12 protein-coding genes are annotated in these 14,065 nt (G+C 67.5%); 4 read left to right on the top strand and 8 right to left on the bottom strand.

The window, feature by feature from the left end; genetic code table 11:
* The first annotated feature begins 42 nt into the window (after positions 1 to 42).
* Positions 43 to 1,410, top strand: a complete 1,368-nt coding sequence (locus AC1RB9_RS18170) for an APC family permease (protein ID WP_003110692.1) — start codon at positions 43 to 45, stop codon at positions 1,408 to 1,410.
* A 13-nt stretch (positions 1,411 to 1,423) separates the two neighbouring features.
* Entirely contained in the window at positions 1,424 to 2,524 is a 1,101-nt protein-coding gene (locus AC1RB9_RS18165) for a DmpA family aminopeptidase (protein ID WP_003087164.1), read from the top strand.
* A 7-nt stretch (positions 2,525 to 2,531) separates the two neighbouring features.
* On the opposite strand, the gene AC1RB9_RS18160 is transcribed toward AC1RB9_RS18165, so the two are convergent.
* The 4 genes from AC1RB9_RS18160 to AC1RB9_RS18145 all read right to left on the bottom strand — a co-directional run bounded on the left by AC1RB9_RS18160 (position 2,532) and on the right by AC1RB9_RS18145 (position 7,563).
* Entirely contained in the window at positions 2,532 to 3,947 is a 1,416-nt protein-coding gene (locus tag AC1RB9_RS18160; protein WP_003087165.1) for a glycerol kinase, read from the bottom strand.
* A gap of 20 nt (positions 3,948 to 3,967) precedes the next feature.
* On the bottom strand, positions 3,968 to 5,206 hold the full coding sequence (locus tag AC1RB9_RS18155) for an NAD(P)/FAD-dependent oxidoreductase (protein WP_003449755.1): 1,239 nt from the start codon (positions 5,204 to 5,206) through the stop codon (positions 3,968 to 3,970).
* Entirely contained in the window at positions 5,193 to 6,602 is a 1,410-nt protein-coding gene (locus AC1RB9_RS18150; protein ID WP_003449756.1) for an NAD(P)/FAD-dependent oxidoreductase, read from the bottom strand. Before AC1RB9_RS18150 ends, AC1RB9_RS18155 begins: the two co-directional genes overlap by 14 nt.
* A 184-nt stretch (positions 6,603 to 6,786) precedes the next feature.
* Complete coding sequence (locus AC1RB9_RS18145) at positions 6,787 to 7,563, bottom strand: DeoR/GlpR family DNA-binding transcription regulator (RefSeq protein ID WP_003449757.1); 777 nt, start codon at positions 7,561 to 7,563, stop codon at positions 6,787 to 6,789.
* Positions 7,564 to 7,909: 346 nt separating this feature from the next.
* Here AC1RB9_RS18145 and eutH point away from each other — a divergent pair, with 346 nt between their 5' ends.
* Both eutH and AC1RB9_RS18135 read left to right on the top strand, forming a co-directional pair.
* A complete protein-coding gene (gene eutH, locus AC1RB9_RS18140) occupies positions 7,910 to 9,145 on the top strand; it encodes an ethanolamine utilization protein EutH (RefSeq protein WP_003083171.1) in 1,236 nt (411 codons plus the stop codon).
* 59 nt (positions 9,146 to 9,204) lie between these two features.
* Entirely contained in the window at positions 9,205 to 9,561 is a 357-nt protein-coding gene (locus tag AC1RB9_RS18135) for a DUF1937 family protein (protein ID WP_003083172.1), read from the top strand.
* An 81-nt stretch (positions 9,562 to 9,642) separates the two neighbouring features.
* On the opposite strand, the gene AC1RB9_RS18130 is transcribed toward AC1RB9_RS18135, so the two are convergent.
* The 4 genes from AC1RB9_RS18130 to AC1RB9_RS18115 all read right to left on the bottom strand — a co-directional run bounded on the left by AC1RB9_RS18130 (position 9,643) and on the right by AC1RB9_RS18115 (position 14,013).
* Positions 9,643 to 10,641, bottom strand: coding sequence for a sulfate ABC transporter substrate-binding protein (locus AC1RB9_RS18130; RefSeq protein ID WP_003087175.1), 999 nt, complete (start codon positions 10,639 to 10,641; stop codon positions 9,643 to 9,645).
* A 128-nt stretch (positions 10,642 to 10,769) separates the two neighbouring features.
* On the bottom strand, positions 10,770 to 12,425 hold the full coding sequence (gene muiA, locus AC1RB9_RS18125) for a mucoidy inhibitor MuiA (RefSeq protein ID WP_003117788.1): 1,656 nt from the start codon (positions 12,423 to 12,425) through the stop codon (positions 10,770 to 10,772).
* 123 nt (positions 12,426 to 12,548) lie between these two features.
* Positions 12,549 to 13,175, bottom strand: a complete 627-nt coding sequence (locus AC1RB9_RS18120) for an HD domain-containing protein (RefSeq protein ID WP_481864874.1) — start codon at positions 13,173 to 13,175, stop codon at positions 12,549 to 12,551.
* Positions 13,162 to 14,013 (bottom strand): ion transporter, encoded by an 852-nt coding sequence (locus tag AC1RB9_RS18115; RefSeq protein WP_003083179.1) that lies wholly within the window; start codon positions 14,011 to 14,013, stop codon positions 13,162 to 13,164. Before AC1RB9_RS18115 ends, AC1RB9_RS18120 begins: the two co-directional genes overlap by 14 nt.
* Positions 14,014 to 14,065: the final 52 nt, after the last annotated feature.

Genomic DNA, 14,065 nt, shown 5'->3' with positions numbered 1-14,065 from the left:
CCGTTACTGCCTCAACTTCAATAACAATCAGAGGACAACGACATGAGCTCTTCCCCCGCGCCCGAAAGTGCGCTGAAACCCACCCTGGGGGTGTTCGACGTGGTCGCCATCACCGTTTCCGCGGTCACTCCCGCCAGTTCCGTCTTCGTCATCGCCCCTTTCGCCATCCAGCAGGCCGGCACCGGCGCGTTCTGGGCCTTCGCCCTGGCCGGGGTGCTGGCGCTGATGTTCGCCTGGTGCTATGCCGAGCTGGGCAGGGCGCACAGCACCGCCGGCGGCGAGTATGTCTACGCCAAGCGCGTGTTCGGCGGCTTGGCCGGCTACGCCACCTTCCTCACGGTGCTGGCGATGCTGCTGTTCATCCCGCCGGTGCTCGCCACCGGCGCGGCGACTTACCTGAACGCTGCCCTCGGCACCCACTTCGATGCGCAGACCGTGGCCCTGGCGATCGTCGCCTTCAGCTACCTGCTGGGCATCCTCAACATTCGCGTCAACGCCTGGGTCACGGGCACCTGCCTGCTGCTGGAAGTGGCGGCGCTGCTGGTGATCGTCGGCCTCGGTTTCGGCCATGCGCAGCAGCCGGCGAGCGTCCTGCTGCAGCCGCAGGTAGTCGGCGACGGCGGGCTGCTGGCGATCGCACCCTGGGCATTGGTGATCGGAGCGGTCGGTACCGCGCTGTTCTCCTACAACGGTTTCGGCGGCGCGGTGCTGCTCGCCGAGGACATGAAGGACGGCGGCCACAGCGTGCATCGCGCGGTGCTCTGGTCGCTGGCGCTGGTGGTGCTGATCGAGATCGTCCCGCTCGCCGCGCTGCTGATCGGCGCGCCGTCGCTCCCGGCGATGCTCGCCAGCCCCGATCCGATCGGCTACCTGTTGAACAGCCATGGCAACGAGACGCTGTCGCGCCTGGTCAGCGCGGGAATCTTCCTCTCGGTGTTCAACGCCATCGTCGCCATCGTCATCCAGAGCGCCCGGGTGATCTTCAGCAGCGGTCGCGACGCGCTCTGGATGCCGGCGTTGAACCGTGCCTTCACCCGTATCCATCCGCGCTGGGAATCGCCCTGGCTGGCCACGCTGTTCCTCGCCATTCCCTCGGCGGCGCTGAGCTTCAGCTCCAACCTGGCCGAACTGACCTCGTTCACCGTGTTGCTGATCGTCATGGTCTACCTGATCGTCGCCCTCTGCGCGCTGTTCAGCCGGGTGCTGCGGCGCGACCGCGAGCATCCCTACCGGATGCCGCTGTGGCCGCTGCCAGCGCTGCTGGCGGTGAGCGGGGCGGGATACCTGCTGCTCAACCTGTTCCTGGCGGCCTCGGCCAGGGACGTGATGATCATTGTCGGACTGCTGGCGGTGTCGGTGATTCTCTACTGCACCTACGGCAAGCTCAGTCCGGCGTTCCAGAAGCTTTGAAACAGGAGTCCGCATGCGCGCTCGACAACTTGGCATCACCCTCGGCCTGGGCACTCCCGGCCCGTTCAACGCGATCACCGACGTTCCCGGCGTGCGCGTCGGCCACAGCACCCTGAACCAGCGGATCGACGGCAGGCAGGTTCGCACCGGCGTCACCCTGGTCCAGCCGCGCGCCGGTGCGGCGCGCCTGCAACCCTGCTTCGCCGGCTGCCATGTGCTCAACGGCAACGGCGACGCCACGGGCCTGGAGTGGATCCGTGAAGCCGGCCTGCTGACCACCCCGATCGCCATCACCAATACCCACAGCGTCGGCGCGGTGCGCGACGCGCTGATCGCCGAGGAGCGCGCCGAACTCGGCGACAGCGGGCTGTACTGGTGCATGCCGGTGGTGATGGAGACCTTCGACGGCCTGCTCAACGATATCTGGGGCCAGCACGTCGGCGCCCGCCAGGTCGGCGAGGCGCTGGCCTGCGCCGAGTCCGGACCGGTCCGCGAAGGTTCGGTGGGCGGCGGCACCGGGATGATCTGCCACGAGTTCAAGGGTGGCATCGGTAGCGCATCGCGGCGGCTGCCGGCGGAGCAGGGCGGCTGGACGGTGGGCGCGCTGGTCCAGGCCAACCACGGCCAGCGTCGCGAGCTGCGGGTCGATGGCTATCCGGTCGGCCGCCGGCTGGGCGACATCCCCTCGCCGTTCAGCGAGGAAGGCACCCCGGGCATGGGCTCCATCGTGGTGATCCTGGCCACCGACGCGCCGCTGCTGCCGCACCAGTGCCAGCGCCTGGCGCAGCGCGCCTCGATCGGCATCGCTCGCACCGGCGGTGGCACCGAGGACTCCAGCGGCGACGTGTTCCTCGCATTCGCCACCGGCAACCAGGACCTGCCGCCAGCCGACTATGCGCGCAAGGACCTGCCGCAGAGCACGCCGCTGCGGATGCTCAACAACGACCACATCTCGCCGTTGTTCGCCGCGGCGGCGGAGGCGGTGGAAGAAGCCATCGTCAACGTGCTGCTGGCCGGCGAGGACATGCGCACCGAGGACGGCCGGCTGGTGCCCGCGCTGAAGGGGGAGACGCTCCTGGCGGCGCTGCGCGAGACCGGCTGGCCGGGACGCTGAAAGCGGCTCAGCGCCAGCCGCGGGTGCGCGCCACCGCTTCGCTGAAACGCACCTGCCAGCGCCGGGCGGTGCCGGCGTCGACCCGCGGCTGGAACTCCGTGCGGGTGTTGCGCGGCTCCGCCAGCTCGTAGCCGAGGCCACGCGCGGCAAGGGCGGCGCAACCGAAGGCGGTGAGTTCGTCGAAGCGCTGGGTGACGATGCGCCGTTGCAGGCTGTCGGCGAGGAACTGGGCGAAGTAGGGGCTGCGCGCCAGGCCGCCGTCGATGGACAGGCGGTCGGTGACCTTCAGGTAGCCGTCCATCGCCTGGATCACCTCGGCGCTGCGCAGCACCACGCCTTCGAGCAGGGCCTGGCAGAGGTCCTCGCGGCGGGTGCCGGCGTCCATTCCCAGCCACATCGCGCCGGCGCTGCGGTCCCAGTGCGGGCATGCGAGTCCCGACAAGGCCGGGACGAAGGCCAGCCCGCGGTCGATGGCCGGCGGCCGGTCGAAGCCGGCCAGTTCCGAGAAGTCGCTGAACAGGCCAAGACGCCCGGCCCACTCGACTGCGGCGCTGGCATCGTAGACCCCGCCGTCCATGGCGTACACCGGCTTGCCATCGATCTGCCAGGCGATGGTGGCGAGCAGGCCTGTCTCCGGCGAGCGGATGATCCGCTCGCCGCTAAGGGTCAGGGCGAAGGCGCCGGTGCCGAAGGTGATCTTCGCATCACCGGGCTGGCGGCAGCCGTGACCGTAGAGCGAGGCCTGCTGGTCAACCACCGAGGCCGTCAGCGGAGTGTTGCCGATCACCCCGAAATGGCCGACGGTATCGCGGATTTCCGGCAGGCACTCGATCGGCACGCCGAACAGGGCGCACAGTTCGGGGTCCCAGCGGCCCTCGGCGAGGTTCATCAATGCGGTGCGCGAGGCGGTGGTGACGTCGGTGGCGAAGGTTCCGCACAAGCGGTCGAGAAACCAGGCGTCGCTGGTTCCCAGGCGCAGGCGGCCGGCCTCGAGAGCCCGGCGAGCGGCAGGAAGGTGCTCGACGATCCAGCCCAGCTTGCTGGCCGAGAAATAGGCATCGAGCGGCAGGCCGCTGCGTTCCAGGACCAGCGCCTCGGCGCCGCTGGCGCGTAGACGCTCGATGTGCGGGGTGGTGCGGTTGTCCTGCCAGACGATCAGCGGCGACAACGGCTCGCCGCTGCGGGCGTCCCAGGCCATGCAGCTTTCGCCCTGGTTGGCGAGGCCGATGGCGTCGACCCGGCCGCTGGCCTCCAGGCAGCGTTGCAGGTTGGCCAGCAGTTCCAGCGGATCGTGCTCGACCCAACCGGACTGCGGATGGTGTTGCTGGTGACGCAGCGCCAACTGAATATCGGCGCTGCCGTCCTGGCTGGCGACCAGCACGCGGGTACTGGTGGTTCCCTGGTCGAGGGCGGCGATTCGCATGGTCGGTTCTCTTCGCGGGTTCAGTGGCCGGAGGTGAGGAAGGCGACTTCCAGGCGCCGGGTGTCCGGCGGTAGGCGCAGGGCGGCCAGCGGCACCAGCAGGCGGCGCTCCGGCAGGCAGGACAGGGCGCGTTCCCACACCGGGCGACCATCGGCCAGTATCCGCAGGCGTCCGCTGGCGGCCTCGCTTACGCGTAGCTGTAGATGCGCCAGGCCGGGTGTCGGATCGTCCAGCAGCCGCTGCGGCACGCACAGCTTGAGCGGACCGCTGCAATCGATGGCGATACCGGGCGCGGCGACCGGCAGTTCGGCCCGCAGGTCGGCGGCCAGCAGGCCGGCGATCCTTCGTCCCTCGCGGAACGACCAGCCGGCGGTCTCGATCGGCCGGAGCAGGTTGCCGGCGGCGAAATAGGCGGGGTCGGAGCAGCGGCCGAACTGATCGATGCGCGGGCCGCCGCTGGCCGGGTCCAGTTCCAGGTGGCTGAGGCGGACCAGGCTCGATTCGGGAACGAAGCGTCCGCTGAGGAGGATGCCGTCGCAGGCGATCCGTTCGACCCGCCCGTCGCCCAGGCGTACCCGCGCCGCCTCGACCCGGCCGCGGCCTTCGATCTCCAGCAGCTCGCTGGAGAAGTGCATCGGCACTCCGCACAGCCTGGGAAACAACGATAGCGGCCAACGCGCGGTGGCCCGTGCGTTGCGTTCGAGCATGGCCACCGGGCGGATGCCGGCACGCCGGCAGCTCATCACGGCGGACAGGCTGACCAACTCGGTGCCGACGATCAGCGGCCGTTCGAACGGCTTCAGGCCTTGCAGATAGAGATAGGCTTGCAGCGCGCCGGTATTGATCACGCCCAGTGGCCGGTCGCCGCCCAGCAGGCGCGCCGAGCGCGGCGTCTCGCGTGCGCCGGTGGCCAGCAGCACGCGTGTCGCGCGCAGACTGCGCGGGCCTTCGGGGGTGGCCAGTTGCAGCAGACCGGCGGCGGCGAGAGCGACCACGCTATGGCGCAGGCGGATATCCACCCCGGCCCGTTCAGCCTGTTCGACGTTACGCAGCGCGTAGGCCGGGCCGGTCAACAGGCGGCCGTGCTCGCGCAGGCCGAACGGCGGATGCGCGCAATGCCGGGGTATACCGCCGGCCTCGCCGTCGCGCTCCAGCACGCAGACCCGGGCGACGCCCTGGCGGCGTAGTTCGATGGCGGCCGCCAATCCGGCGGGACCGCTGCCGATGATGGCGACGTCGACCTGTTCAGTGATGCTCATGGCAACTCCCGGTGGCGAGGGGCTGAGCGAGGCGGCCGGCGCTCAGCTCGGCGACCCGCGCGTTGCAGTAGAAACCCTGGCAGCGTCCCATGCAGGCGCGGGTGCGACGCTTCAGGCCGCCGAAGTCGCCGGCTGGCAGCGGGCCTTCCAGGGCGGCGAGGATTTCCCGGCGGGTGACCATCTCGCAGTGGCAGACGATCTCGTCGTAGCCGGGACGCTGCCAGTCGCGCGGCAGGTGTTCGGCGAGGTTCGGTACCTGCGGCCAGAGCGGCTCGCGAACCGCTTCGTGGAAGCGCCCACCCTGGTAGAGACGATAGACGTGGCGTGCGATGCCCAGCGCCGCGGTGAGACCGGTGGAACGGATGCCGCCGACACTGATCCAGTTGCGTCCGTCGACCTGGCGGATGCGGTATTCCTTCTTTTCGCTGGCCGGCCGCAACCCGGCGTAGGTGGCGGTGACCGGCATGCCGCGCAGGCCGGGGAGCCGCTCGACGGCGGCGTCGATCAGTCGCTGCAGGGTGTCGCTGTCGACCCGTGCCTGTTCGCGGTCGTCCTGTTCCTCGGCGGTGGGGCCGGCAAGCAGGTTGCCGAAGACAGTACGGGTGAATACCACGCCTTTGGTCCGCTCGTTGGGTACCGGCAGCAGGATGTGCCGCAGCAGCGCCGCGGCGGCCTTGTCGAAGACCACGAACTGGCCCTTGCGCGGATGGATGGCGAAGCTCGCCGCGCCGAGCAGGCGCTGTTCCAGTTGGTCACCGAAGAGTCCGGCGCAGTTGATTACCTGGCGCGCGCGCAGATCGCCGCGGCGGGTATGCAACAGCCATTCGCCGCCGTCGAAGGCGCCGTCCAGCACCTCGACGTCGAAACAGGCCTCGGCGCCATGGGCCTGCGCCTGTTGCAGATAGGCGAGCGGCGCGGACCAGGGGTCGATCAGATGCTCACCGGGGACCCGCACCGCACCGAGCACATTGCCGGCCAACTGCGGCTCCAGCGCCAGGACCTCGTCGCGACCGATCTGGCGGACGTCATCGACACCGTTGCCGTGGGCCTGCTCGACGATGGCCGGCAGGCGCGCCAGATCCTCGTCGCTCCATGCCGCCACCAGGGCGCCGGTTTCCAGCAGCGGCAGGTTGAGGCGCGCATGGATGTCGCGGTATTCGCGATAGCCCTCCTGCATGCAGGCCAGTTCGATGCTGCCGGGCGGCGCGTCGAAACCGGTATGGAGGATCGCGCTGTTGCCCTTGCTGGCACCGGAGAGGATGTCGGTGCTTTTTTCCAGCAGGACCACCCGTGCACCTTCCAGGGCGAAGCGGCGGGCCATGGCGCAACCCACCACGCCAGCGCCGATCACTGCAACGTCGAAGATCGCGGTCTTTGTCGCAAGCGGCTCAGTCATCGTTTCTGCCTGTTTCTTTTGGTATCAGTTTGCTTTTTGACCGTAACACTGATTTTTCACACAGAATTCTATGTGAAATTTGTTGTTTTAATGTGGCAACTGAAAGAGAAACAGTCAATCGATTAATCGACGGGCAGCCACCGGCACAGCCCCGGCCTGTCTCCGGGGCTGCGCGCGAGGGGAGTCAGGCCTGCGGGGTGCGCAGGGGGGCTTCGTGGACTTCCACCCGCGCCTGTTGCAGGGCTTCCCAGAGTTCCCCGGTAGGCTTGCGGTCGACCACCAGGCGGTTGATCCGGCTCAGCGGGAAGACCTGAAACAGGGCGCGCCGGCCGAGCTTCGAGGAGTCGGCGATAACCGTCAGTTGGCGGGCCTGGGCGATCATGGCACGGGCGATCTCGGCTTCCTCGATGGAAAAATCCATGGCGCCATCGCCGTTCAGCGCGCCGACGGTGATCACCGCATGCTCGGCGTTGAACCGGGCGATCTGCTCGATGGCCAGGGCGCCGACGTTCTGTTCGGATTCCGGGCGGTATTCGCCGCCGATCATGAATGCACGGTTGCCGGAGGCGCCGACGCTGCCGGCGATCAACAGCGAGTTGGTGATCACCGTCAGATGGCTCTGGCGCGCCAGTTCGCGGGCGAACAGCAGGGTGGTGGTGCCGGTGTCGATGAAGATGCTGTCACCGGGCCCGAACAGGCCGGCGGCGTAGCGGGCGACTGCGCGTTTTTCCTGGGCGTGCTCGTTCATTCGCGTCTGGAAGGCGTTCTCGTGCTCGCCGCTGGGCGGCAGGGCGGCCCCTCCGTGGAATTTGCTGACCAGGCCTTGTTCGGCCAGCGCGGTGAGGTCGCGGCGAATGGTTTCCTGAGAGGTGGAAAGGGTCCGCGCCAGTTCGTCCACCGAGATCCGCTCGCGCTGGCGCAGCAATTCGAGAATGTGGCGGCGGCGTTCCTCGGGGCGCATCGTGTTCTCCCATGGGCCGCATCCTGGTGCGGCGATTGTTACCGTGAATCGCCCGGTAGCGCCTGGCGGCGCTGGGCGGAAGGGGGCGGGGCGAGGCTTTGCGCAGGCCCGGCGGAAAATCCCACAGGTCCGTAAGGCAGGTACGCTCTTGGATTGGCCGCCTACTTGACCGTATGGGTGACCAATTTAGGTAAAACGAACCTTAAAATCAACACGAAAACCAAATTGTGGCACGCGAAATGCGAGTGTTCGCTTCGGCGGAGCGACCGGCGTGGCCGGCCTCCCGACCAGACAACCAGAAGAACGCATCCCGCTACGGGAGCCTGCCGAGGGGAGAACGACGCAGATGGCCGAGTTCGGAAACTATGTGATTTACCTGATCATGCTGGGTGCGGTACTTGGCGCGCTGGCTTCCATCCTGCGCCCGGAAAGCGGTCTGGGCCGCGAGTTCGTCAACGGCATCCACGCCATCGGTCCGGTGTTCCTCGCCCAGGCCGGCATCATGGTAGCCATTCCCTATCTGTCGAAGGCGATTTCCCATGCCCTCGGCCCGTTCTTCCAGACCCTCGGTTCCGACGTATCCATCGCCGCGCTGTCGATCATCGCGGTGGACATGGGCGGCTACCAGTTGGCCGATGCCCTGACCGCCAACCGCGACATGTGGATTACTGCCATGCTGGTGGGCTACACCTCCGGCGCGACCATCGTCTACCTGATCCCGGTCGGCCTGACCATGCTCGAGCGCAAGGACCACAAGTACCTGGCGCTGGGGGCGATGGCCGGGTTGATCAGCATTCCGTTCGCGGTGCTGGCGGCGTTGCTGCTGATTACCCTCAACCACATCCCGGTGCGCGAACTGGTATCGACCGGTTCGCCGGCCCTGCACTACCTGTCGCTGGACTTCCTCGACATGCTTCGGCTGCTGGCGCCGCTGTTCGTCTTCTGCTTCCTGCTGGCCGCCGGCCTGAAGTACCGGGCGACGGCGATGGTCACCGGGTTCCTGGTATTCGGCAAGGTGATGGACGCGTTCATCAAGATGGCCCTGGCGCTTTCCATCGTCCAGCACTTCACCGGAGTCTTCACCAAGGTCTTCGGCGGCTGGGGCTTCGACCCGATGTTCGCCGACGAGAAAGAGTTGTTCCGCGCCATCGAGATCGCTGGCTACATCGGCATCATGCTGGCCGGGACCTTCCCCATCTGCTACCTGTTCCAGCGCTACTGCAAGCGCCCGATGGCGGTCCTCGGCCGTTACCTGGGGCTGTCCCAGCCGGGCGCCACCGCCTTTGTCATGGTACTGGCGAACATCATCGCCACCTACCACCTGTTCAAATACATGAATGCTCGCGACAAGGTGCTTTGCGTGGCCCTGGGCGTCTGCGCCCAGGCCACCATCGGCGATCACCTGGCATTCACCGCCAACTTCCAGCCGACGCTGATCCTACCGATCCTGCTCGGCAAATTGTTCGGCGGCCTGCTGGCGGTATTCATCGCCATCCGCATCTCGGTGCCTGCCGCCGAGCGCTATGCGCGGCAGGAGCAGGAGCATGACGAGGCGGAAAAAAGCGCCCTGCACGCAGCCTGAAACATCCCCCGACGAGCGCCGCGAGCCATCGCGGCGTCGCTTTCCGCAACGAGGTAACCATGCGCAAGATATTCCTAGCCTGTCCCTACAGCCATGCCGACGCCGAGGTGGTCGAGCAGCGCTTCCGTGCCTGCAACGAGGTCGCGGCGACCATCGTCCGCGCCGGCCACGTGGTATTCAGCCAGGTCTCCATGTCCCACCCGATCAACCTGTGCCTGGCCGAGCTCGACCGCGCGGCGATCGGCAGGTTGTGGGCGCCGGTGGACGCCTTCTACATGGATCACCTGGAAGAGCTGATCGTCCTCGACCTGCCGGGCTGGCGAGACAGCGCCGGCATCCGCCGCGAGATGGAGTTCTTCGAGGCCGGCGGACAGCGGGTCAGCCTCTGGTCCGAGGTGGAGCACGAGTTTCGCTGAGGCGGCAGTGGCTGAACTGCAAGCCGAATGAAAAAGCCGGAAGCGCGAGCGCTTCCGGCTTTTTCGTCAAGCGGCGAGGGATCAGTTGGGGCTGTAGATCTGGTCGAATACGCCGCCGTCGATGAAGTGGGTCTTCTGCACGCTGCGCCAGTCGCCGAAGGTCTTCTCCACCGAGAAGAAGTCGACTTTCGGGAAGCGGTCGGCGAACTTGGCGAGGATCTCCGGGTTGCGCGGGCGCAGGTAGTTGTTGGCGGCGATGGTCTGGCCCTCGTCCGACCACAGGTACTTCAGGTAGGCCTCGGCCTGGGCGCGGCTGCCTTTCTTCTCGACCACCTTGTCGACCACCGCCACGGGGGGCTCGGCCTCGGCGGACACGCTCGGGTAGACCACCTCGAAGCCGCCTCGGCCGAATTCGCGGGCGATCATCTCGGCTTCGTTCTCGAAGGTCACCAGTACGTCGCCGATCTGGTTCTGCATGAAGGTAGTGGTGGCGGCGCGGCCGCCGGTGTCGAGCACCGGTACCTGCTTGAACAGCTTGCCGACGAATTCCTTGGCCTTGTTCTCGTCACCGCCGTTCTTCAGCACGTAGCCCCAGGCGGAGAGATAGGTGTAGCGGCCATTGCCGGAGGTCTTGGGGTTCGGCACCACTACCTGGACGCCGTCCTTGAGCAGGTCCGGCCAGTCCTTCAGGGCCTTGGGGTTGCCCTTGCGAACGATGAACACGGTGGCCGAGGTGAACGGCGCGCTGTTGTTCGGCAGGCGGGTCGCCCAGTCCTTCGGCACCAGGCCGCCGTTGTCGGCGAGGGCGTCGATGTCGGTGGCCTGGTTCATGGTGATGACGTCGGCGGGCAGACCGTCGATCACCGAGCGCGCCTGCTTGCTGGAACCGCCATGGGACATCTGGATGGTGATGTTCTCGCCTTTCTCCGCTTTCCAGTATTTCTGGAAGGCCGGGTTGTATTCCTTGTAGAAGTCGCGCATCACGTCGTAGGAGACGTTGAGCAGGGGCTGGGCGGCGTGAGCGGCGCCGCCGAGCGCCAGGCCGGCGGCCAGCAGGGAGGCGCTGAACAGTCGTTTCACAGGGCAGTTCCTTTGAGCATGTTGTAGTGGCTCGACTATAACGTCGGGTTATATGCAGGGTAAATATCAAAAACTGCTTTGCTTATTACCCGCTCGAGCCTATGCCGCGGCCGGCGCTTTGGCCAGCGCTAGTCGAGGCCGCTGACCGCCAGGTCCTTGGGATACTCCACGCTGAACTTCAGGGTGGCGCTGCGTTTCTCGCCGGGTTGCAGGGTCCAGTCCCACTTCAGCTTGCCGTCGTCCTCGCGCTTGACTTCCTGCGCCTTGGGTTCCAGCAAGGTGACCTGGATCTGCTCGTTGCGCGAGACCGGCAACTGGTCCTCGAACTGCACGCGTTCGGCGTTCTTGTGGTTGTTGCGCACGTCGATGCGGAATTCGTAGTTGACCCGCGTGCGGTTGCCGATCAGGCCGCTGCTGTCGGTATAGCGCTTGACCAGCTTGCGTTCGATGCCGATGCCCTCGTCGGCGCCCAGTGCCAGTTCGAAGCTCTCGCCGGGCATCACCCCGCGCAGATGGCCGCTGGCGACGAAGCTGTTGCCGAGAAAGGTATTCAGGGTGCCGGGGAGCAGCGGGTAGTCGCTGTCGTTGCGGGTCTCCGCCTCCAGGTAGGCGGTTTCGCGCAGGGCCGGGGCCGCCAGATAGCGCAGCTTGGCCGGCATTTCCAGGCGGGCGATGGTGACCTTCTGCGCGCTGCCGTCGCTGTTCAGGGTCGCCGGCACGGGGATGTGGAAAGAGGCGCTGGCGGCGCCGCTGCTGACCTCCGCGGTGGCGAGCCGCGCCTCGGCCAGCTTCGGCGCCGGGGCCGGCATGGCCATCTTCGCCGAGGTCCTGGCGATGGGAGCGGCTTGCGGCATGGGCGCCGGAACGTCCTGCATGGCCATCTCGGCACCGTAGTAGGCGTTGGGCGCGTCGATGTCGACGATCCAGGGATTCAGCCGCGGTACGTTGCCGCCCAGGGCCGGACGGGCGGTGGAGAGGGTCAGGTCGACGTCGGTCCAGTCTTCGCCGCTGCTCTGCCGGACCAGGCCCTGGTAGGTCAGTTCGATGGTCTTCGCGCCGTCGCGCAGGCGTGCGTCGTAGGTCGGCTGCCAGGAGGCGTCGCGCAGGGTGTAGTCGAGCTTCACCTCGACCTGTGCCGGTTGCTCCAGGGCGACCCGCAGGACCGCGCGCTTGAAGCGCTTGCCGTCGCCGTTGAGGGTGCCGCGCTGCTCCTGCAACTGCTGCTTGCGCTGTTCCAGTTCGGCGGCGCGGTCGTCCAGCTGGCGCTGCTCGGCGAGCAGGCGTTCGAGGTTGCCTTCGGTCAGTTGCAGCAGGCTTTTCAGCTCGTCGATGCCGGGCATGGGGCGATCCTTGCCGGGCTGGGTGCTGCCGCTCTGGATGTCGGCGAGGAACTTCTTCTGCGCTTCGAGCACGCTGCCGCGGTCATGGATTTCCCGCAGTTGCCGGTCTATCTCGCGCAGTTGCTGGTCGAGCTGCTGCACACGATTGTCGTCCGGGCGCTCGACCCGTTGCGCGGCGCTGCTGACGTCGAGCAGGGTGGCGGCGGCGCTGGCGCCGAGGGACGCGCGCAGGCTGGTGTCGTCGAGCTGGAAGGGCAGTTGCTCCAGGGCGATCTCATGCTGGCCCTTGGGCAATTGCAGGCGGGCGGTGCGGGTGACCACGGCACGGTCGGCGTAGACGGTGACCGCGCTGATGCGGCTGTCGACCGCTTGTGGCGCGGCCAGCAACGGAGCGCTGGCGAACAGGCCGGCGAACAGGAGCGGAGAGGCGGCGAGTCGATTCACGATATCTCTTCCTTGGGCGGATGGAGGGGCGAGGAACCCGTGCGTGCGGTCCCTTCCTGCTGCCTAAGACGCAAGTGCGGCGAAAGACGGGTTAAGCGGCGCGAAGAAATTTTCCCGTGCGGCTCAGGCCGGCTGTTCCAGGCGCTCCAGGGCACCGCGCAGGTTGGCGCGGGCGGCGGCCTCCCAGCGTTGCCGCAGCGGTTCGCAGTGGTACAGCGCCGGTTGCTCCAGCAACTGGCGCAGCAACTTGCCGCGCCCGGCGCGGAACAGCGGTTCCGGCACCCAGGCGTATTCGGCGCGGACGTCCGCCTCGTAGCGCGCGTAGACCGGCGCCGGCGCGGCGAGGATGGCGAGGTCGATATCCACCACCAGGGCGGCGTCGGCGTCTCCCGGCGGCGCCTGGTGACAGGTGGCCATGATCAGTTCGCGCAGGGCCGGCCGCAGCGCCGCCAGCCCGGCCTGGTCGAGCCAGTGCTCGGTGCTGGCGGCGCTGGCGGCCTCGTTGTCCTGGCGCTGGGTGTCGTAGACCAGGTCGTGGGTCCACAACGCCAGCTCCACCAGGTCCGGCCGCAGCGCCAGTTGGCGCCAGCGGTCGAAGTGCTCCAGGCAGGCGAGGATGTGGCGATCGCTGTGGTAGTGCCGGTCGGCCCCGCCATAGGCCGCCAGCAGCGCGTCGAAGGCATCCGCCGGCGGGTTGCCGCCGAGTTGCTGCCAGAGGGCGTCCCAGCGCTGCCGGTCAAGACTTCCCATGGCTGCCTTCCTCGCGAGGGAACAACGGGTTGCCGCAGCGGCAGCAGAATGCCGCCTGCACTTCGTGGGTCGCCTTGCGGCACACCGGGCAATCCCGCTGCAACAGGTTGGCCGGGTCCTGGCGCATCGCGGTGGCGAGTTCGGCGGTGAAGATCCCGGTGGGCACCGCGATGATCGAGTAGCCGGTGAGCATCACCAGGCTGGCGATGGCCTGGCCGAGCGGGGTCTTCGGGGTGATGTCGCCGAAGCCGACCGTGGTGAGGGTGACGATCGCCCAGTAGATGCCGCGGGGGATGCTGGTGAAACCGTGCTCCGGGCCTTCGACCACGTACATCAGCGCGCCGAACACGGTGACCAGGGTCATCACGGTGAGGAAGAACACGATGATCTTCTGCTTGCTGCCGCGCAGGGCGGTGAGCAGGAAATTGGCCTGGCTCAGGTACTGGCGCAGCTTGAGCACGCGGAAGATCCGCAGCATGCGTATCACCCGGACGATCAGCAGGTACTGGGCGTCGGGGTAGAGCAGGGCGAGGAAGCCGGGGAGGATCGCCAGCAGGTCGACCAGGCCGTAGAAGCTGAAGGCATAGCGCAGCGGCTTGGGCGAGCAGTACAGGCGCAGCAGGTATTCCACCAGGAAGATGCCGGTGAAGCCCCATTCGATGTAGGCCAGCAGGTCGCCGTAGTCCTGGTGGATCTCGTCGATGCTGTCGATCATCACTACCAGCAGGCTGGCCAGGATCACCAGCAGCAGCGCGCTGTCGAAGCGCCGGCCGTCGCGGGTGTCGGTCTGGAAGATGACGATGTAGAGGCGTTCGCGCCAGCTGTCGGGTGCGCTCATCGTGGCTCCTGATGATGGATGCGGCACCTTACCAGACTAGCCCGCCGGCGCC

This window comes from Pseudomonas sp. 20-5, from assembly GCF_056782835.1.
Note: the sequence above shows the minus strand (reverse complement) of the source record. Positions and strands in the feature narration are given on the sequence as shown.

Bases quoted from the DNA above. Each gene is read 5' to 3' on its own strand.
- AC1RB9_RS18170 (WP_003110692.1), top strand. From the start codon at position 43: ATGAGCTCTTCCCCCGCGCCCGAAAGTGCGCTGAAACCCACCCTGGGG.
- AC1RB9_RS18165 (WP_003087164.1), top strand. From the start codon at position 1,424: ATGCGCGCTCGACAACTTGGCATCACCCTCGGCCTGGGCACTCCCGGC.
- AC1RB9_RS18160 (WP_003087165.1), bottom strand. From the start codon at position 3,947: ATGCGAATCGCCGCCCTCGACCAGGGAACCACCAGTACCCGCGTGCTG.
- AC1RB9_RS18155 (WP_003449755.1), bottom strand. From the start codon at position 5,206: ATGAGCATCACTGAACAGGTCGACGTCGCCATCATCGGCAGCGGTCCC.
- AC1RB9_RS18150 (WP_003449756.1), bottom strand. From the start codon at position 6,602: ATGACTGAGCCGCTTGCGACAAAGACCGCGATCTTCGACGTTGCAGTG.
- AC1RB9_RS18145 (WP_003449757.1), bottom strand. From the start codon at position 7,563: ATGCGCCCCGAGGAACGCCGCCGCCACATTCTCGAATTGCTGCGCCAG.
- eutH (WP_003083171.1), top strand. From the start codon at position 7,910: ATGGCCGAGTTCGGAAACTATGTGATTTACCTGATCATGCTGGGTGCG.
- AC1RB9_RS18135 (WP_003083172.1), top strand. From the start codon at position 9,205: ATGCGCAAGATATTCCTAGCCTGTCCCTACAGCCATGCCGACGCCGAG.
- AC1RB9_RS18120 (WP_481864874.1), bottom strand. From the start codon at position 13,175: ATGGGAAGTCTTGACCGGCAGCGCTGGGACGCCCTCTGGCAGCAACTC.
- AC1RB9_RS18115 (WP_003083179.1), bottom strand. From the start codon at position 14,013: ATGAGCGCACCCGACAGCTGGCGCGAACGCCTCTACATCGTCATCTTC.